Origin of the sequence: Pseudomonas sp. RU47 (assembly GCF_004011755.1) — a bacterium.
Classification (GTDB): Bacteria; Pseudomonadota; Gammaproteobacteria; order Pseudomonadales; family Pseudomonadaceae; genus Aquipseudomonas.
The window spans coordinates 2,354,140-2,373,484 of sequence record NZ_CP022411.1; the positions used below are offsets into that span (position 1 = coordinate 2,354,140).

General features: G+C 61.0%; 17 protein-coding genes. 10 read left to right on the forward strand and 7 right to left on the reverse strand.

Translation table 11 applies throughout. The features are described from left to right. The first annotated feature begins 37 nt into the window (after positions 1-37). Complete coding sequence (locus CCX46_RS10760) at positions 38-1,495, forward strand: ATP-binding protein (RefSeq protein WP_127926635.1); 1,458 nt, start codon at positions 38-40, stop codon at positions 1,493-1,495. On the opposite strand, the gene CCX46_RS10765 is transcribed toward CCX46_RS10760, so the two are convergent. Both CCX46_RS10765 and CCX46_RS10770 read right to left on the reverse strand, forming a co-directional pair. Next, positions 1,472-4,360, reverse strand: coding sequence for an ATP-binding protein (locus CCX46_RS10765; protein ID WP_127926636.1), 2,889 nt, complete (start codon positions 4,358-4,360; stop codon positions 1,472-1,474). The two genes, CCX46_RS10760 and CCX46_RS10765, sit on opposite strands and share 24 nt — an antisense overlap. A gap of 125 nt (positions 4,361-4,485) precedes the next feature. Then, on the reverse strand, positions 4,486-4,917 hold the full coding sequence (locus CCX46_RS10770; protein ID WP_127926637.1) for a helix-turn-helix domain-containing protein: 432 nt from the start codon (positions 4,915-4,917) through the stop codon (positions 4,486-4,488). A gap of 247 nt (positions 4,918-5,164) precedes the next feature. Here CCX46_RS10770 and CCX46_RS10775 point away from each other — a divergent pair, with 247 nt between their 5' ends. The 8 genes from CCX46_RS10775 to ycaC all read left to right on the forward strand — a co-directional run bounded on the left by CCX46_RS10775 (position 5,165) and on the right by ycaC (position 12,672). Continuing rightward, positions 5,165-6,148 (forward strand): MBL fold metallo-hydrolase, encoded by a 984-nt coding sequence (locus CCX46_RS10775; protein WP_127926638.1) that lies wholly within the window; start codon positions 5,165-5,167, stop codon positions 6,146-6,148. 54 nt (positions 6,149-6,202) lie between these two features. Beyond that, a complete protein-coding gene (locus CCX46_RS10780) occupies positions 6,203-7,126 on the forward strand; it encodes a LysR family transcriptional regulator (RefSeq protein WP_077572059.1) in 924 nt (307 codons plus the stop codon). A gap of 514 nt (positions 7,127-7,640) precedes the next feature. Continuing rightward, the gene (locus CCX46_RS10785; RefSeq protein WP_016987821.1) at positions 7,641-8,000 is read left to right on the forward strand and encodes a DUF6124 family protein; all 360 of its coding nucleotides are present in this window, start codon (positions 7,641-7,643) and stop codon (positions 7,998-8,000) included. A gap of 494 nt (positions 8,001-8,494) precedes the next feature. Beyond that, positions 8,495-8,854 (forward strand): DUF6124 family protein, encoded by a 360-nt coding sequence (locus CCX46_RS10790; protein ID WP_127926639.1) that lies wholly within the window; start codon positions 8,495-8,497, stop codon positions 8,852-8,854. Positions 8,855-9,063: 209 nt separating this feature from the next. Next, positions 9,064-9,477: a DoxX family protein gene (locus tag CCX46_RS10795; protein ID WP_127926640.1), complete on the forward strand. Its 414-nt coding sequence runs from the start codon at positions 9,064-9,066 to the stop codon at positions 9,475-9,477. Further along, the gene (locus CCX46_RS10800) at positions 9,470-10,096 is read left to right on the forward strand and encodes an antibiotic biosynthesis monooxygenase (RefSeq protein WP_127926641.1); all 627 of its coding nucleotides are present in this window, start codon (positions 9,470-9,472) and stop codon (positions 10,094-10,096) included. Before CCX46_RS10795 ends, CCX46_RS10800 begins: the two co-directional genes overlap by 8 nt. A 43-nt stretch (positions 10,097-10,139) precedes the next feature. Then, positions 10,140-11,978: an amidohydrolase gene (locus tag CCX46_RS10805; protein WP_127926642.1), complete on the forward strand. Its 1,839-nt coding sequence runs from the start codon at positions 10,140-10,142 to the stop codon at positions 11,976-11,978. 70 nt (positions 11,979-12,048) lie between these two features. Beyond that, entirely contained in the window at positions 12,049-12,672 is a 624-nt protein-coding gene (gene ycaC / locus CCX46_RS10810; protein ID WP_007913541.1) for an isochorismate family cysteine hydrolase YcaC, read from the forward strand. A 208-nt stretch (positions 12,673-12,880) separates the two neighbouring features. Here the strand turns inward: ycaC and CCX46_RS10815 are convergent, their stop codons facing one another. Together CCX46_RS10815 and CCX46_RS10820 are read right to left on the reverse strand one after the other, a co-directional pair. Further along, positions 12,881-14,308, reverse strand: a complete 1,428-nt coding sequence (locus tag CCX46_RS10815; RefSeq protein WP_127926643.1) for a mechanosensitive ion channel family protein — start codon at positions 14,306-14,308, stop codon at positions 12,881-12,883. A gap of 108 nt (positions 14,309-14,416) precedes the next feature. After that, on the reverse strand, positions 14,417-15,439 hold the full coding sequence (locus CCX46_RS10820; RefSeq protein ID WP_127926644.1) for an alpha/beta hydrolase: 1,023 nt from the start codon (positions 15,437-15,439) through the stop codon (positions 14,417-14,419). Between the two features lie 161 nt (positions 15,440-15,600). On the opposite strand from CCX46_RS10820, the gene CCX46_RS10825 reads away from it, so the two are divergent. Then, positions 15,601-16,500, forward strand: a complete 900-nt coding sequence (locus CCX46_RS10825; protein ID WP_127926645.1) for a LysR family transcriptional regulator — start codon at positions 15,601-15,603, stop codon at positions 16,498-16,500. A gap of 530 nt (positions 16,501-17,030) precedes the next feature. Here the strand turns inward: CCX46_RS10825 and CCX46_RS30780 are convergent. The 3 genes from CCX46_RS30780 to gspG form a co-directional block, all read right to left on the reverse strand. Further along, entirely contained in the window at positions 17,031-17,564 is a 534-nt protein-coding gene (locus CCX46_RS30780; protein ID WP_202978064.1) for a hypothetical protein, read from the reverse strand. A 65-nt stretch (positions 17,565-17,629) separates the two neighbouring features. Beyond that, on the reverse strand, positions 17,630-18,817 hold the full coding sequence (locus CCX46_RS10835; protein ID WP_127926646.1) for a type II secretion system F family protein: 1,188 nt from the start codon (positions 18,815-18,817) through the stop codon (positions 17,630-17,632). Between the two features lie 14 nt (positions 18,818-18,831). Further along, positions 18,832-19,260, reverse strand: a complete 429-nt coding sequence (gene gspG, locus CCX46_RS10840; protein ID WP_095120156.1) for a type II secretion system major pseudopilin GspG — start codon at positions 19,258-19,260, stop codon at positions 18,832-18,834. Positions 19,261-19,345 lie beyond the last annotated feature (85 nt).

A 19,345-nucleotide genomic window follows, 5' to 3' on the forward strand; every position in this document is an offset into this window, starting at 1 on the left:
GGTTGTCGCGTCATCTGAGGCTGCCAAGATAGTTGGCATGGATAGCCTCAACGATTTGAACACGGCGTCGGTGCTGCATTTCGGCCCTTACGCCTTCCACCTGCGGCAACGGCTGATACTCGATGGAGATCGGCCCTTGCGCATGGGCGGTCGCGCGCTGGACATTCTGCAAGTGCTGGTCGAGCGTGCCGGTCGAGTGGTCAGAAAGGAGCAATTGATCGCTCTGGTATGGCCAACGTCGGTGGTCGAGGAGATCAACCTGCGCGTGCACATCGCTGCGCTCCGGCGGGCCTTGGGTGACGGCGAAAATGGTCAGCGTTACATCGTTAACGTGCCGCAATGCGGTTACAGTTTTATCGCCCCGGTGCGTTGCGACAGCGCCGCGCAAGTGGCCTTCGAGGGCTTGCAGACACCCCAGCATAATTTGCCGGCTCGACTGACCTCGGTCACCGGTCGTGACTCGCTGGTTGGCGGGTTGGTGCGACAAATGCCGCTGTGTCGGCTGATGACCATCACCGGAGCGCCGGGCGTAGGCAAGTCCACCGTGGCGTTGCGGGTCGCGGAACTGCTTTTGCAGTACTACAGAGACGGTGTGTGGCAAGTAGATCTGAGCTTGATCGACGACGACACGCCGCTGCTCGACCATGTGCTGCGCACCCTGGAGAGCGATTTGACCGGGCTGTCGACCCGCCATGCGTTGCTGCTGCTGGATAACTGTGACCAGCGCCGCGACACTTGCAGAGCAGCGGTTGAAACGTTGCTCGAAGCCGCGCCTCGTCTGTCGATACTCGCCACCAGTCGTGAGGCCTTGCAGGTCAGTCTGGAAACCCTGCAGCGTGTGCCACCGCTGGCCATCCCGAAACGCTCGGCGACCGATTGCATCACTGAAGCCATGGGCCATTCTGCGGTGCAGTTGTTCGTCAGTCGTGCCCGGGCGCGACAGCATGATTTCAGCCTGCGTGAGCAGGACGTCAAAGTCGTGGTCGAGATCTGTCGGCAACTCGACGGTTTACCGCTGGCAATTGAACTGGCCGCGGCGCAGATCGATGCACTGGCGTTGCTAGGCTTGCAGGCGCAAATGGCCCACGGCCTGCAAGTGCTCAGCCATGGTCGGCGCACCGCAGTGTCGCGGCACCAATCGATGCAAGCGGCATTCGACTGGAGCTATCAGCGCTTGAGTGAGCAGGAACAACGCGTGCTGCGGCGCTTATCGGTGTTCAAACTGACATTTACGCTGGAGGCTGCGTTGGCGGTGATCAGTTGCCCGCAACTGGCAGTGTCGGAGCTTGCCGCGATCATCGAAGGCCTGGCGCAGAAGTCTTGGCTGTCACTGGAACGCGGCGCCAGTGCGGGCCGGTACCGGATGCTCAATACCACCCGATGCTATGCCCGCAAGCAACTTGAGCGCAGCGGTGAGGGAGTTGATCTTCAACGCCGGCATGCCCGTTACATCAAGCGGATGCGTCTGGCCTCAGGCGTGCACGCCCTCGCGTAATTCGTCGATCAGCAAGCGCACCTTGCGCAGGTCCGGGGTCGCGTAGCCTTCGGTGAAGCGTTGATAGATCGGAGTGAGCAAATCCAGCGCCTCGCGACAGCGCGACTGGCGCTGCCAGAGTTGCGCCAGTGACGTGGCGCTGCGCAGTTCCCAGGCGAGCGCGCCTTGGGTGCGAGCGATGGCCAGGGATTGTTGCAGGAGTGCTTCGGCCTCCTTGAGGGCCTCTTCGCGAGCAGGCTCGCTCCCACATGGCGTCTGAGTACACCCAAAATCCCTGTGGGAGCGAGCCTGCTCGCGAAGGGGCCCGTCCAGACAACCCGGATCGTCACTCAATAACGCATCTGCCCGAGCCCGCAGAATCTCCGCCGTGCTCCACCCGGCATCACCACTCAACGCCCGCTCAAACAGCGCGTCATCCATAAAGCGGCCATCCAGCGTCACCATGATTTCCCTGATCAGCCCGCTGCTGTCCGTCGGCACCGGTGCCTTGGCTTGCGCGTCAATCACCTGCGCGTAGTGCCGCGCCCAAGTGTTGAACAGCAGCACCGAATGTTTCTGCGACTGCTCGAGCAGCAACTGCAACAGCGCCCGGGCGTTCTGCTGATCGCCGTTGTAATGAGCAATCAGGCAACTCGCCAGCGCGAGGGTGTAGCAAATCGAGGTGCCATGGTCGATCTGAACGGCGATGTCGAGGGCCTGCCGCGCCGTGCGCCAGGCTTGTTCCGGCAGACCTTGCATCCATAAAACCCGTGCCAGCACCGTCAGCGACGCGACGCTCTGGTCGTACTGCACGCCAAAACCGTGAGTGAAACGATTGACATGGCCGCTGTGCGCCATGCGCTGGAGGACCTGTTCGGCGTGAATGCGCGCCTGCAATTGGTCGCCGGCATAATGCAGGGCCAATACGCGCAAGCGGTGGGTACTCAGTGACAACAGCGGGTCGCCGTGCAGGCCGAGGCGGTCGAACTGTTCACTCTGGGCCAGCGCCATGCGGTAGTGCCCGCAACTGAGGTTGACTGCCATGTGCCCGGACACCGCGCGCAACTGCCCGGCAACGTCGTCGTGCTCATTGGCCAACTGGCGAGCTTCGGCGAACGCTTCGATGGTTTCCGGGGTGCCGCCCCAGGTGTGATAGCAGGCACTGCCAAGGGCCAGTTTGAGGGCGACTTTCAGGCGCGGGCAGGGTTCGCCGAGTTCATCAAACAGGCTCAGCGCCCGGCGCACATAGGCGCCGTACTCCTTGAGCAGCGACAACTCCTGCCACAAGGGTGCCGACGCCGCCGTCAGCCGAATCCCCAAACCACCAGGGCCGACACCGTTAAGGCTCCAATCCAGCGCTGCGCGCAAATCTTCCAGCCCTCGGGCATAGCGATCGATCCATAACAATGTCGGCGTGCTTTCCCAATCGTTCTGCGCCTGCTGCATCAACGCCAGACAGCGTTCGGCATGCCGTTCGCGGGTTTCTTCGCATTCGGCAGCGTGATCGAGTTTTTCCAGCGCGTAACGCCGGGTGGTGTCGAGCAAGCGGTAGAACACGTCCTCGTCACCGACCTCGACGGCGAGCAGGGATTTGGCCACCAGTTGCGTGATCGACAAAAACACCACGCCGGGGTCGATCTGTTGGCCGACGATAACGGCCGCCGCGGATTCCAGGGTGAACCCCCCGCGAAACACACCCAAACGGCGCAGGCAGGTTTGCTCGCAGTGGTCGAGCAGATTGAAACTCCAGTCCAGCGTGGCGCGCAGAGTGAGGTGGCGCTCCAGACTGGTTTGATTGCCCGCTGCCAGCGGCGGCAAACGGCCCTGCAATTGGCTCAACAGGCCGTCCAGACCGAGTTCGGCGACCTGCGCTGCCGCCAGCTCAAGCGCCAGTGGAATGCCATCGAGCCGATGGCAAATCTCGATCGCTTGGGGCAACTGGGTATCGCTGAGTTCGAAGCTTTCCTGCGCGGCCGTCGCTCGTTCGACGAACAATTGCAGCGCCGAAAAATTCAACGTTCGCTCACGATCCAGCGTCGTTGTCATCGGCGGGTATTCGAGGGAGTCCAGACGCTGTACGTATTCGCCTTCGGCCCGCAGACTTTCGCGGCTGGTGGCGAGGATATGCACGTGCGGCGCCCCGCGCAGAATGCTTTCACTGAGCGCCGCAACGGCATCAATCAAATGCTCGCAGTTGTCGAGCAGCAATAGCATCTGCCGCTGTTGCAGGCCCTTGACCAGCGCTGTCTGCGGGTCGCCTTCGAGAAGTGCCAGATCAAGCAGGGCGGCCAAGTGTGAACAGATCAGCCGGGGATCGCTCAGCGGTGCCAGATCCACCAGACGAATGCCGTCGCGATAGCGCCCGATCAATTGCTCGGCTACCCGCAGGGCCACGGTGGTCTTGCCGATCCCGCCGGGGCCGACCAGAGTGATGCAGCGTTGGCGCGGCAACTGCGTCATCAAGCTGTCGACCAGCGGTTGGCGGCCAATCATCCGCGTGCGCCGCAAGGGCAAATTGTGCCGACCGCCAACATCGCCCACAGGACGCTCCTCCATGGATTCCAGCAACACCGGCGCGACAAAACTGTAACCGCGTTGCGCCACGGTGATGATGTAGCGCTGGCCGGCCTGACCGTCACCGAGCGCCTTGCGCAGCGCTGCCATGTGCACACGCAGGTTGATGTCTTCAACGACACTGTCAGGCCAGACCCCGGCCATCAATTGCTGCTTGCTCACCACTTCGCCGGCGTGGGCCAGCAGAATCAGGAGAATGTCCATCGCCCGTCGGCCCAGACGTAACGGCTGCTCGCCTTCGAGCACCCGCCGTTGTCCGGGATGAATCCGATAGGGGCCAAAACCGAGGGCCTGATTCGGCGAAAGACTCAACAGCTCACTCCTGCGGTGCTGCGGCGGACAGGGCGAATTAGCGGCGGGCGCGTGCACAGGCCTTCTAATCCGGGGTGTCCCGGCATAATCCTCAGGTTTGAGCGTCAGTGCAACGGGGGCCGCGATCAAAACACGGCGGGTTGTGAACGGTGAGTCTTGGGTTCACGCATGATCTGACAGCGCCAGGCAAACGGATTGATGCCTTCGCTGCGGGTGAACATATGACAGAAATGCGCCTGATCGCAGAAGCCGCATTCCAGGCTGATTTGCGTCAGGCTCAGGTCAGTGTGCTGGATCAGCAGCTTGGCCCGCGCCAGGCGCTGGGTACGAATCCAGTCCTGCGGCGACAATCCGGTGCTGCATTTGAAGGCGCGGGAAAAATGGCTGCGCGACAGCGAACAGGCGCGGGCCAGTTCGGTTACTTCCAGGCTTTCGCCGAGGCGTTCGAGGATCAATTGTTTGACGTGGCGTTCGCGCTGCGGGCTGAGCCCGCCGATCGCGGTCTTGCGCGGTTCGCTGGCAGGGGCGAGGGCGACGCTGTGCTGTAAATGAGCCATGGCCAAAGTCCGTGTCGATGGGGAATGCACGGTCGGCGCATCCCCTCAGATCAAAAAACAACGCTGCGCAGAGGGCTTCATTGTTGGGCGAGGGCGGGGGGCTGACGAGTTAATCGTTGTTAATTCCAGCGCATTGACCTGAACTCAGCACATCCCTGCAAGTCTGCGGCCCGCTGTTTGCGGCACGATGACTGCAAGCGTGGCGAACCGATGGGGCGTCGCAATCGGCAGGTCCAGGGGAAATCAAATGAAAGGCATCTTTAAAGCAGCGGCGGCGCTGACGTTCGCGCTGGCAACGTCCAGCGCCATGGCGCAGGCACCACAGCAGGGCACTCAGGCGCCGGGCTATTTCCGCCTGGCCTTGGGGGATTATGAGGTCACCGCGTTGTTCGATGGTTACAACGACCTGTCACCGAAGCTGTTGCAGGGCATGAGTCAGGGCCAGATTCGTGCGCTGCTGGCACGCCGTTCGATTGAAACCCCGGGTGTCCAGACGGCGTTCAATGCGTTTCTGGTCAATACCGGCAAGCAACTGATTCTGGTCGACAGCGGCGCCGGACAATGCATTGGCGCCACCGCCGGGCAGCTCCTGGCGAATATGCGGGCGGCCGGCTACCAGCCAGAGCAGGTCGATACGATCTTGCTGACGCACCTGCACCTCGATCATGTCTGTGGTCTGGTCGATGCACAGAAACAAGCATTGTTCACGAATGCCACGGTGTACGCTGCCAAGGCGGAAGCGGATTACTGGCTCGATCCGGCCGCGCTGGCCAAAGCGCCGGCCGGCGCCAAAGAGTTTTTCAAGATCGCCCAAGACTCCACGGCGGCCTACGTCGCCGCCGGGCGCTTCAAGACGTTCGCCGCTGGCCAGTCGCCGTTGCCGGGAATAGTCGAAGCGACACTCGAAGCCGGCCATACGCCGGGCAGCACTACCTACCGTTTCACCTCGCAGAATCAGAGCATCGTTTTCATGGGGGATCTGGTGCATAACCTGGCTGTGCAGTTTGAACATCCGGAAGTGTCAATCGGCTTTGATGTCAACAGTGCGCAAGCGATCAACGCGCGTCAGGCAGTCTTCAGTGCGGCGGTGGCCAGCAAGACGTGGGTGACGGCGGCGCACCTGCCGTTCCCGGGCATCGGTCACATCACCGCGCAAGGCAAACACTTTCAGTGGATGCCCGTGGAATACGGTCCGTACAAGCGCGCGGCCAAGGTGCCGTTAATCGAGTAAAGTGCGCAGCGCCCACCCGCAAAAACAGCTGACACCGAAAAGGAAAACATGCCCATGAACCGTAACGATCTACGTCGCGTCGACATGAACCTGCTGGTGATTTTCGAAGCGCTGATGTTCGAAAAGAACCTGACCCGCGTCGCCGAAAAACTGTTCATGGGCCAGCCGGCCGTCAGTGCTGCGTTGGGGCGTTTGCGCGATCTGTTCGACGATCCGTTACTGCTGCGCAACGGTCGCGGCATGGAGCCGACCGCGCGGGCGCTGGCGATTCTCAAGGAGCTGCAACCGGCGATGGACGTAATTTCTGGCGCGGTCAGCCGGGCCAAGGAGTTCGAGCCGGCGAGCAGTTGTGATGTGTTTCGTATCGGTTTGTCGGACGACGCTGAGTTCGGACTGTTTCCGCCGTTGTTGCGTCAGCTTCAACAAGAGGCACCGGGGATTGTCGTGGTCGTGCGCCGCGCCAATTACTTGTTGATGCCGGCACTGTTGGCCTCTGGAGAAATCTCTGTTGGCGTCAGTTACACCACTGAGTTGCCGGCCAACGCCAAGCGCAAAAAACTGCGCGACATTCCCTGCAAAGTCCTGCGCGGCGACGACCGTCCGGGGCCGCTGACGCTGGACGAATACTGCGAGCGCCCACACGCGATGGTGTCGTTCTCCGGCGACTTGAGCGGCAACATCGACATGGACCTGGCCAAGGTCGGACGCAGCCGCCGCGTCGTCCTCGGCGTGCCGCAGTTCAGCGGCTTGCGCGCCTTGCTCGCCGGCACCGAGATGATCGCCACCGTGCCTGATTACGCTGCCTGCGCGCTGGTTGAGGGCTGTGCGTTGCGCGCCGAAGATCCGCCGTTCCCGATCGATGCGGCGCAATTGTCGATGGCCTGGAGCGGGGTGCATGACAACGATCCGGCGGAGAAATGGCTGCGCTCGCGGATCAGCCAGTTCATGGCGGCGCCGCTGGATATCCCGCCGATTTAAATCCCTGCGCAAATCTCACAAACACATCGATCCCCTGTAGGAGTGAGCCTGCTCGCGATAGCGGTTCGTCAGTCATAGATGATGGTGGCCGCTAAACCGCTATCGCGAGCAGGCTCACTCCTACATTGGTTTGGTGTGATGCTTGAGTTGTTGGTGGTTTAAACACCGCCGTTTAAGCAACACCCTCAGACACTCTTTCAGGCTACGCATCCTTGCGCCTTTGCCTACAGCTACGCCAGAATCCGCCGGCTTGTTCGCTTGTGGTCGGGTCTCTATCGTTTGGTGGTCGCTGAAAACTCAGCGATCGGGTTTAGCGACTCGGACCAAAAAAGTGCATCAGCGCTCCATGCTTCGTTGCAGGCTATCGTCTGCACTTCGCTATGGCGGCTGTATGCGGGAGACCTTCGGGTCTACCGGGTTGCCTTTTTACCGGTTCGCTAACCTGCATACGGTCGCCACCCATTCTGTTTAGCGACAGGACGTGGTGATCCCGGCTCTAAAAAGGAGATTCACCATGTTCAAAGTCACGCCCAACCCGCCAGACATCGACCCCACATCCCCCTACGAATCCATCGATTCCCGAAAACTCCACGAAGCCGCCGACCGCGCCCTCGACCACTACCTCCTTCCACCCGGCTCCACACCACCTCCACGCAGAACTCGCGGCATGTATGCGGTAACTGCCGACACCAAAGCCGAGGAACTGCTGACTGACGCCAGCGAAACACTCGCCTCGGCCAAAACCATCGCCCAGGACGTCGCTCACCTGTTGCCCGCGCCGCAGCGCCGGGCGTTGTTGGGGATTGCGCAGTTGATCATGCTCGGTGAGCTGGCAGTGAATCGGGTGCTGGATAACCTCGAGCCACCGGCCTAAGCACACCCCCTGTGGGAGCGAGCCTGCTCGCGAAAGCGGTGTGTCATTCAAACTATTTATCAACTGACCCGACGCCTTCGCGAGCAGGCTCGCTCCCACATTGGCTCGGTGTGATCCATAGATTTTCGGTGCTTTAAACATCGCTGTTTAAGCAACACCCTCAGACACTCTTTCAGGCTACGCAACCTTGCGCCTTTGCCTACAGCTACGCCAGAATCCGCCGGCTTGTGCGCTTGTGGTCGGGTCTCTATCGTTTGGTGGTCGCTGAATAGTTCAGCGATCGGGTTTAGCGACCCGAATTGGATACAGGCGCACAGTGCACCCTACGTCTTTGCAGATTGTCTTTTTGCAATTGATGTTATGGCGGCTGCGCGCGGGAGGCCTTCGGGTCTGCCGGGTTCCTGTTCCTCCCGGTTCGCTAACCTGCGTGCAGCTGCCACCATTATTTGTTTAGCGACAAGTCATGGTGGTTAACCCAGGGCAGGAGATTCACCATGTTCAAAGTTACACCCAACCCACCAGACATCGACCCCACATCCCCCTACGAATCCATCGATTCCCGAAAACTCCACGAAGCCGCCGACCGCGCCCTCGACCATTACCTCCTGCCACCCGGCTCCACACCACCTCCACGCAGAACTCGCGGCATGTACGCGGTAACTGCTGACACCAAAAACGAGGAACTGCTGACCGATGCCAGCGAAACACTCGCCTCGGCCAAGACCATCGCCCAGGATGTCGCCCACCTGTTGCCCGCACCGCAGCGCCGGGCGTTGTTGGGAATTGCGCAGTTGATCATGCTCGGTGAGTTGGCGGTGAACCGGGTGCTGGATAACCTGGAGTTGCCAGGCTAACCCTGACCACTGATCGTTCCCACGCTCTGCGTGGGAACGCCTCAACGGACGCTCCGCGTTCGGCTCTGGAAGGGACGCGGAGCGTCCCGGGCTGCATTCCCACGCAGAGCGTGGGAACGATCAATGCCGTAGAACTGAGCACACCCATCCAATTTCCTCCCGACCATCATTGGCATGATTCCAGCCAATGACATTTCAAGGGTCGGGTCATGAATGCCTCAACAGATGAACTGGCACGCGACATCGGTTTGCTGTTCCTGCGGGTCAGCGGCGGATTGTTTCTGCTGTGGGTCCACGGCTTGCCCAAGCTGCTCGACTTCACCGCGCAACTGCAATTGATTGAAGACCCGTTCCACCTCGGTTCTCACCTCACCTTGATCCTGGCGATCTTCGCCGAAGTCCTCTGTCCACTACTGATCGTCGCCGGGTTACTGGCGCGATTGGCCTGCGTGCCTATTCTCTTTGTGCTGCTGGTGGCGTTGCTGGTCGTGCATCCGCAATGGAGTGTGGCCGAAGGGCAGTTCGGCTGGTTGCTGCTGATCGTGTTTACCACTGTGTTGATCGCCGGGCCGGGACGGCTGGCGATTTCTGTTCGTTTGCCCGGAGTGTTGCGTTATGCCTGAAGTCCTCAATCCACAGTCACCGGGGGCCGATGAGACGGTCACGTTGATCATCAAACACCGGGTCAAGGCCGGTTTCGAGTCAGCGTATGAGGCCTGGCTGCGCAATATCGTCCGCGTGGCGGGGCAGCGTGAGGGGCATTTGGGTGTGGACGTGGTGCGCGGCAAGCGCGGGCGTCTCGATTTTTACACTTGCGTGCTGCGTTTCAGCTCCACTGAAGCGATGCAGGGGTGGCTGGAGTCGTCGCAGCGTCAGGCGCTGGTCGCCGAAGCCGCGCCGATGCTGGCTGATGGCGATCAGACTGAAGTCGCGCCGATCAAGGAATTCTGGTTTACACCACTGGCCGATGCCGCTTCGCCGCCGCCGCGCTGGAAGCAAGCAGTGGTCACGCTGCTGGTGATTCTGCCGCACACCTTGCTCGTGCCGTTGATCTGGGGGCCGTTGCTGGCGTTGCATCCGCTTCTTTCCAACTACGTGGTCGCCACGTTCCTGATCACCCTGACCATCGTTCTGTCGGTGGTGTACGTGGTGATGCCGCCGGTCACCCGTTTGTTTACGCCGTGGCTCGAAGCCAGCCAGGCCCATGAACACCTCGATTCCCAAGAAACCTCGCCACGCTGAGCGCGCGGGGTTTGCTCCTTTTCACTTTGCTTGAGGAACTGCGATGAGCGCCGATCTGATTCTGTTCAATGGCCAATTTCACACCGTTGACCGCACCAAACCGCTGGCCAGTGCCGTGGCGATCACTGACGGCCGCTTCGTCGTCGTCGGCAACGACAACCAGGCCATGGCCCTGCGCGGGCCGAACACGCAAGTGGTCGATATGCACGGCCGCTGCGTCATCCCCGGCCTCAACGACTCGCACTTGCACCTGATCCGTGGCGGTTTGAACTACAACCTCGAACTGCGCTGGGAAGGCGTGCCGTCGCTGGCCGACGCGCTGCGCATGCTCAAGGATCAGGCTGACCGCACGCCGACCCCGCAATGGGTGCGCGTGGTCGGTGGCTGGAACGAATTCCAGTTCGCTGAAAAACGCATGCCAACCCTCGAAGAAATCAACCAGGCCGCACCGGACACCCCGGTGTTCATCCTGCATTTGTACGACCGCGCGCTGCTCAACCGCGCCGCGCTGCGCGTGGCCGGTTACACCCGCGACACGCCAAACCCGCCGGGTGGCGAGATCGTCCGCGACAGCAACGGCAACCCGACCGGCATGCTGGTTGCGCGACCGAACGCGATGATCCTCTACTCGACGCTGGCCAAGGGGCCGAAGCTGCCGCTGGAATATCAGGTGAACTCGACCCGTCAGTTCATGCGCGAACTCAATCGCCTCGGCCTGACCAGTGCGATCGATGCCGGCGGCGGTTTCCAGAACTACCCGGACGATTATCAGGTGATCGAACAACTGGCCAAAGACGACCAGTTGACCGTGCGCATCGCCTACAACCTGTTCACCCAGAAGCCGAAAGAAGAGCTGAGCGATTTCCGGAACTGGACCGGCAGCGTCAAGTTGCATCAGGGCGACGACTTCCTGCGTCACAACGGCGCGGGCGAGATGCTGGTGTTCTCGGCAGCGGATTTCGAAGACTTCCTCGAACCGCGCCCGGACCTGCCGCAAACCATGGAAGAAGAGCTGGAGCCGGTGGTGCGCCACTTGATCGAGCAACGCTGGCCGTTCCGTTTGCACGCGACTTACAACGAATCGATCAGCCGCATGCTCGACGTGTTCGAGAAGGTCAATCGCGACATTCCGTTCAACGGCTTGCCGTGGTTCTTCGACCACGCCGAAACCATCACCCCGCAGAACATCGAACGTGTGAAGGCGTTGGGCGGCGGCATCGCGATTCAGGATCGCATGGCGTTCCAGGGTGAATACTTTGTCGACCGCTACGGCAAGCAAGCCGCCGAGGCCACACCGCCAATCAAGCGCATGCTCGCCGAAGGCGTACCGGTCGGCGCCGGCACCGATGCGACGCGGGTGTCCAGCTACAACCCGTGGACTTCGCTGTACTGGATGGTCAGCGGCCGCACCGTCGGTGGTCTGGCGCTGTACGAAGAAGGTCTGCCGCGCACCACCGCACTGGAACTGTTCACTCATGGCAGTGCCTGGTTCTCCTCGGAGCAGGGCAAGAAGGGCCAGATCAAGGTCGGGCAACTGGCGGATCTGGCGGCGCTGAGCGCGGACTTCTTCCATGTCGAGGAAGAAGCGATCAAGTGGATCGAATCGGTCATGACCGTGGTCGGCGGCAAGATTGTCTACGCGGCCGGCGATTTTGAAGACCTTGGCCCGCGCTCGATTCCAGTGCTGCCGGACTGGTCACCGGTGGTGAAAGTCCCAGGTCACTGGCGGCCGAATTCGCCATTGCAGGCGCAGGTTCACCAGTGCAGCGGGCCGTGCGCGGTGCATACGCACAGCCATGAAAAGGCGCGAATGTCGAACGCGCCGGTCAGCGACTTCGCTGGTTTCTGGGGCGCGTTTGGCTGTTCCTGCTTCGCCTTCTGATTTCCCCTAAAGCGCCGGCCATCCGGTCGGCGTTTCACGCTTCATCCATCCGTCCATCAGGAGTTTTCCCATGAGCGTTCCTTACACACGTCTGAACAAAGATGACGCGGTTGTACTGCTGGTCGATCACCAGACCGGCCTGATCTCGCTGGTCCAGGATTTCACCCCGAACGAATTCAAGAACAACGTGCTGGCGCTGGGCGACATCGCCAAGTTCTTCAAGCTGCCGACCATCCTGACCACCAGTTTCGACGCCGGCCCCAACGGCCCGATCGTGCCTGAGCTGCGTGAGCAGTTCCCGGATGCGCCGTTCATTCAGCGCCCGGGCCAGATCAATGCCTGGGACAACGAAGATTTCGTCAAAGCGATCAAGGCCACCGGGCGCAAGCAACTGATCATTGCCGGTGTGGTGACGGATGTTTGCGTGGCGTTCCCGACCTTGTCGGCGATTGCTGAAGGCTATGAAGTGTTTGTGGTGACTGACTCGTCCGGCACGTTCAATACCACCGTGCAACAAGCGGCGTGGGCGCGGATGTCGGCGGCGGGTGCACACCTGCTGAACTGGTTCTCGGTGGCGTGCGAGCTGCAGGGCGACTGGCGCAACGATATGGAAGGTTTGGCGCATCTGCTATCGGAGCGTCTGCCGAACTATCGCAATTTGATCAACAGCTATACCAAGTTCACTGCCAAGTAATTCGGTGTGAGTTTGAAAAGCCCCTCACCCTAGCCCTCTCCCAGAGGGAGAGGGGACTGACCGAGGGGCTCTTTCGGAATACACCGACCTGGGGAATCGAGTCGAACTCCGGACTTGAAGCACACGGAGATCGGCTCCCTTCCCCCTCGCCCCCTTGGGGGAGAGGGTTGGGGTGAGGGGGTAGGCTTTTGATCTTAAAATCCCCGCATCAGCGCTTCTGCAACCAACCCAAAAACCCACCTTTCCTCACCGCCACCGGTTTGCCCATCAACGCGAGGCGACTGTTCTGCTGACGCACCGCCTGCAATTTATTCAACGCCCGACCCACCTCCGTACGCTGCTCCATGCACTCGCGAGTGAGGTGCTTGTCGAGACGATAGATGATGCTCGACGTCAACGCCGTGAACGTCGCCTGCGACGGTGTATCCGCGAGGATGCTCTGTTCACCCATGACCTCACTCGGCCCCATGCGCCCGGCCTCGACCTTGCTGTCACCGTCAGGCACAGTCGCGCTGACCACGCCGGTGGCAATCACAAACAGACTGTCCGGCACTTCATCCAGATCCAGCACCACTTGGCCCGCCGTGTACTGCTGCGCGACCATCGATTCCGCCAGGCGATCACGCTCATCACTGCTCAGCGAACGGAAGATTTTCACTTCATCGAGCAATGCGCGAGCGCGGGTCGACGGTTCGATCACGCCATCCGGGTGGCGCGAAATGCCTGCTGCTTCGAGATGCCGGTGGGCGAGGTCGAACAGTTGATTGCGCACCTCGCTTTTCTTGCCGAGCTCGGCGATGAAGCCGCTGGCGACGTATTCCGACATGGTTTCACCGGCCTCTTTCAGCACGGCTTTCGGCGCTGGCGTCAGCAACAGAGCGCTGCTGCCCTGCAAGGTGCGATCAAGCGCATCGAGTACCCGGCGCGGGCGGATGTGATTGGGCACCTGAATGCTGATCGACACGCCATGCATGTTGTTCGGGCGGCTGAGATTGACGATCTTCGCCTTGGCCGCCACCGAGTTCGGCACCACCGCCATGGTCCCGGCGCTGGTCAGCAGGTGCGTAGCGCGCCAGTCGATGTCGAAGACCTTGCCTTCAACGCCGTCGATCACCACGAAATCATCCACCTGATACGGCTTGGTGGTGTTGAGCACGATCCCGGAAAACACATCGGCCAAGGTGCTTTGCAGCGCCAGACCGACAACAATCGCCACCACGCCGGAGGTTGCCAGCAAACCTTTCACCGGCAGCTCCAGCACGTAACCGGCCGCGGCGACGGTGGCGACCAGGAAGACCAGAGCGCCGATCACGTCCTGCAACAAACGGCCGCTGTGGCCGATGCGACGCATCAGCGCCAGGCCGATGACTTCGGTCAGCACCCGCGCGGCGTACAGCCACCAGAGAATTCCCAGTGCCGTCGCACCCAATTGCGCCACGCGGTCGTCGACAAACTGTGGGGCTTGCAACGGACTGACGCCGGCGTTGATCACCAGCGCCGTGAACGCCAGAAACAGCACCAGCCGCACACCCACTTTCGGCGCACGATGCGTGAAGGGCGTGAAGTGCCAGAGCATGGCGTCGAGCAGCAGCAGGGCGGCGCTCCAGGACAGCAGGTGGGTGTAGAAAAATGTCATGACCTTGGCTCCGCGGTGTCTGCAAGTGAAAAGATCGCAGCCTGCGGCAGCTCCTACAGGAGAACGTATTCCAATGTAGGAGCTGCCGCAGGCTGCGATCTTTTGCTGTTATGGATTCAGATGAGTCTTCAGCTCTGCCGCCGCCTGACGCACGGCCGCTTTCACCTCAGGAATCTGACTCAGCGGATTGAGCAGGCCAAAGTCATGAATCATCCCGTTGTAACGCACCGAGGTCACCGCCACGCCGGCCGCATCGAGGTGTCGCGCATAGCTTTCGCCTTCGTCACGCAGCACGTCGAATTCGGCGGTCTGCACCAATGCCGCAGGCAAGCCTTTGAGTTGTTCGGCGCTGGCATTCAGCGGCGAGGCATGGATCTGCGCACGCTCGGCCGGGTTGGTGGTGTAGTTGTCCCAGAACCACTGCATCATGCCTTTGGTGAGGAAGTGGCCCTCGGCAAATTGCTGGTAAGAACCGTCGTCGAACTGCGCGTTGGTCACCGGCCACATCAGCAACTGGAAGCGCAGCGTCGGGGCTTTCTGTTCCTTGGCCATCAACGCCACGACCGCCGCCATGTTGCCGCCGACGCTGTTGCCCGCCACCGCCAGGCGCTTGCCGTCGACACCGATATCTTTGCCGTGCTCGGCCACCCATTTCGTCGCCGCGTAGGCCTGGTTGATTGCGGTCGGGTACTGCGCTTCCGGCGACGGCGTGTAATCGACGTACACCGCAACTGCGCCAGAACCCACCACCAGATCACGAATCAAGCGTTGGTGCGTCGGGTAATCACCGAGCACCCAGCCACCACCGTGGAAGAACATGAACACCGGCAACTCGCCTTCGACCTTGGCCGGACGCACCACTTTCAGGTTGATCGTCTGGCCGTCGACCTTGATCGCCTTGTCGCTGACTTCAACACCCGACAGATCCACTTTCACCGAAGCCTGCGCGCCGGTCAGCACTGCACGGGCGTCTTTCGGGCTCAGTTGCTCCAGTGGTTTGCCACCGCCGGCGGCGAGGGCGTTGAGGAAGGCCTGGGTGTTGTGTTCGACACCGCTGCTTTCGGCGGCGAAAGCGTTGCCGATGGACAGGGCGAGGAGGGACGCGGTGAGGGTTTTCTTGACGATGTTCATGGTGGAAATCCTTTTGAATGTTTTTGAATTTTTATGCCTGGGTTGCGGGCTGCTGTGGCGCTGGGCTTCAGGCCTCAGCAACACCGTGAGCACAGATTAATGAGCTGCCGAAAAGTGAAAAAGCGGCTATAAAGCGTTTAACTGTCCACCAGAGAGTGACAATGAACCCGTTCGAAGACATGCGTATTTTTTGCCAGGTCATGGACTCCGGCAGCTTCACCTCAGCGGCCGATCAATTAGGCCTGTCCAAGCAGTTCGTCAGCCGACGCTTGATGCAACTGGAGGAGCGTCTTGGCGTGCGGTTGTTGAATCGCTCCACCCGGCGTCTGGACGTGACGCCGCTGGGGCAGAGTTACTACGAATCGGCATTGCGCCTGCTCGGCGAAGTCGAACAGGTGGAGCAGGGCATCGCCGGGCAAACCGCCGAGCCACGCGGGACGATTCGCTTGAGTGCGCCGCTGTCGTTTGCGGTGGCGCATCTGGGCTGTCTGTTGCCTCTGTTCTTGCAGCGCTATCGGGAGGTCACGGTCGAGGTGGACTTGAGTGACCGCCCGGTGGATTTGCTCGGTGAGGGCTACGATCTGGCGCTGCGCATTGGCGTGCTGGAAGACTCGACACTGATTGCCCGACGCATCGCGTCGATCGAACGGGTGTACTGCGCCAGCCCGGCGTATCTGGCCGAACGTGGCACGCCCCTCGAGCCGGAAGACCTGCATAGCCATGACTGTTTGCCGTACGGGCATAGTCGTTCGGTGCAGTGGCGCTTCAACGCGGGGCAGGGCAAGCCTGTGTTGGTCAATGTCACCGGGCGCATGCGCGTGAACAACGGCGAGTTGCTCAGGGACGCGGCAGTGCAGGGGATGGGCATTACCTATCTGCCGACTTTCATTGTCGGCGCAGCGTTGAAGGATGGTCGACTGGTGCCGGTGCTGGATGATCTGCGGCCGGAGCCGCTGACGCTTTCAGCCGTTTACCCGCAACATCGCCAGGCCTCGAGACCGGTGCAGGCGCTGGTTGAATTTTTGCGAGAGCGCCTGAACCATAGCCACGTCGCTCTCTGAGCCTTACGCAGATCAAAACTGTAGGAGTGAGCCTGCTCGCGATAGCGTTCTGTCTGTCACAGCTTCAGTGTCTGAATGACCGCTATCGCGAGCAGGCTCACTCCTACAATTGATGGTGGTCGTCTGCGTAATCTGCGCATGCCACAAAACCCTTGTGGGAGCGAGCTTGCTCGCGAAAGCGTTGTGTCAGTCAAAACATCATTGGCTGACCCACCGCATTCGCGAGCAGGCTCGCTCCCACATTTGATAAGGGTCATCTGCGTAATCTGCGTACGCCACAAAACCCTGTAGGAGTGAGCCTGTTCGCGATAGCGTTCTGTCTGTCACAGCTTCAGTGTCTGAATGACCGCTATCGCGAGCAGGCTCACTCCTACAATTGATGGTGGTCGTCTGCGGAATCTGCGCACGCCACAAAACCCTGTGGGAGCGAGCCTGCTCGCGAAAGCGTTGTGTCAGTCAAAACATCATTGGCTGACCCACAGCATTCGCGAGCAAGCTCGCTCCCACAGGTTTTGTGGTGCTTCTAAAAATCAGTTGGCGCGCTTGTCATCGCCCGGCTCGCCGCCGACATGTACGCCACGATCATCGCCGACTTCGCCCGCGCGGTGGACCCCGTGGTCATCACCGACTTCGCCCGCGCGGTGGACCCCGTGGTCATCACCGACTTCACCAGCGCGGTGGACGCCATGGTCATCTCCCGCTTCAGCATGGGTGCCGCTGCGGCCGGATGAGGCGCTGTCGCCCGAGTGCCCCGAGCCGTGGTCGCTGCCGCTGTGGCCACTGTTGCCACCGCCACCGCCACTACCGCTGTTGCCGCCACCGCCGTGACTGCCTCCGCCGCCACTTCCGCCCCCACCATTTCCACCGCTGCCACCGTGACCGCCGCCGCCCCCGCCACTTCCTCCGCCGCCCCCTCCGCTACCGCCACCACTGCCTCCACCACCACTTCCACCATCCTTGGCATGAGCACTGGAAACCCCGGACAAACTGTCGGGAATCAGCACGGTGGACGCCGACAGAACTGCGCCGATGGCCATTGCGAGCACGAGCTTTTTAATGTGCATATCGTTCTCCGTCTTGTTGGGAACGTAAAAGTGTGTTGTTGCAGAGACCGGCCCCGTTCCCGAGGTCAGTGAATACTCGAAGCCAGTTCGAAAATCGGGATGTACATCAGGATCACGATGACCCCGATCAGCAGGCCGATAAACGTCATCAGCAGCGGCTCGAACAGCTTCACAAACCACTCCAGCCAGCGGCTGATTTCCTCGTCGTAGAAGTCGGCGCTGCGTTCCATCATCTGCCCGAGGTTGCCGGATTGTTCGCCCGCGCGCAGCAGGCGCAGGGACACCGGCGTCACCAGGTGATTTAGCTCCAGCGCGGTGGACAATGACTGCCCCTCGCGCACCCGCTCGCAGGCCTGGTCCAGCCGCACCCGTGAAGCCACGGTGAGCAACCCGCGCACCATGCCCATGGCGGTCACTAGCGGAATCCCGCCTTGCAGCAGAATCCCCAGCGACCGATAAAACCGCGCCAGCTCATACATGAAAATCCGTTGATGCACCGCCGGCAGTTTCTCCACCAACCGATCCAGCCCTCGGCGAAACGCCGGTTGCTTTTGCAGCACGGCGAGGGCGATGACAATCGCTGCCAACCCAGCGAAGAATTCAGCCTGATGCGCATGCAGAAACATGCCGCTGCTCATCAACACCTGCGACAGCCACGGCAGGTTATTGCCCAAGCCTTCAAACACCAGACTGAAGCGCGGCACCACATAACCCATCAGGAACAGCACCACGCCACCGCCGACGATCAGCAACAGCATCGGGTAGATCGAGGCACTGATGATCTTCTGCCGCACCTCGTCCATGCGCTGGCGATAACTGACGTAACGGCCCAGTGCATCGCCGACCGCGCCGGTCTTTTCGCTGGACTGCACCAACGCCACGTACAACGGTGGGAACACCGCCGACAACTGGCCCAATGCCTGCGAGAAGGATTTGCCCTCGTACAGCAGGCGTACCAGCTCACTCAAGGTTTTCCGGGCGGCGGGGGCGGTTTCTTTTTCGGCGAGGCTTTCCAGCGCATCGATCAACGGCAGGCCGGCATTGAGCAGCGTGGTCAGCTCCTGGCTGAACAACACCAGATTGAACGTCTCGCGCTGGCGTAGTTTCAGCGAACGCCAATGCTTGTCGGCGTGCGAGCTGAGCACACGTAAACCCTGATCCTCGGCAATGCACCGCGCCTCGCTGTCACCCGGCGCCTCCACACTCAAGGACACCACGCCCGCCTTGCCGACCGCTTTCACATGAAATCGCATGGGCCGCGCTCCGCTCATTGCCAGTTGGTCACTTCGGCGTTTTCGCCTTCGCCGCCGGGCTGGCCGTCCTTGCCCATCGACAGTAAGTCGTACTCGCTGTTTTCGCCGGGGTAGCGGTAGGCGTAATTACGTCCCCACGGATCCTGCGGCAGTTTTTTCTGCAAGTACGGCCCTGTCCATTTCGCCTCGTCACTCGGCGCGATGACCAAGGCTTGCAAGCCCTGTTCGGTGGACGGGTAGTGGCCGACTTCCAGCCGATAGATATCCAGCGCTTTGCTCAGCCCTTCGATCTGCGCCTTGGCCACTTTCACTTCGGAGCGACCGAGTTGGGCGAAGTATTTCGGTGCGACGATCCCGGCCAACAGGCCGAGCACCACCAGCACCACGAGCAATTCGAGCAGGGTAAAACCGCGTTGGCCACGCGGACGAAATTGCAGCTTCATGATGACCTCCCGTGAGTGGCAGCCGTGTCGCCAGAACGGCTTATGCAATTGCCATGCTCAGCCCCACTGAAAATCACTGGATTGG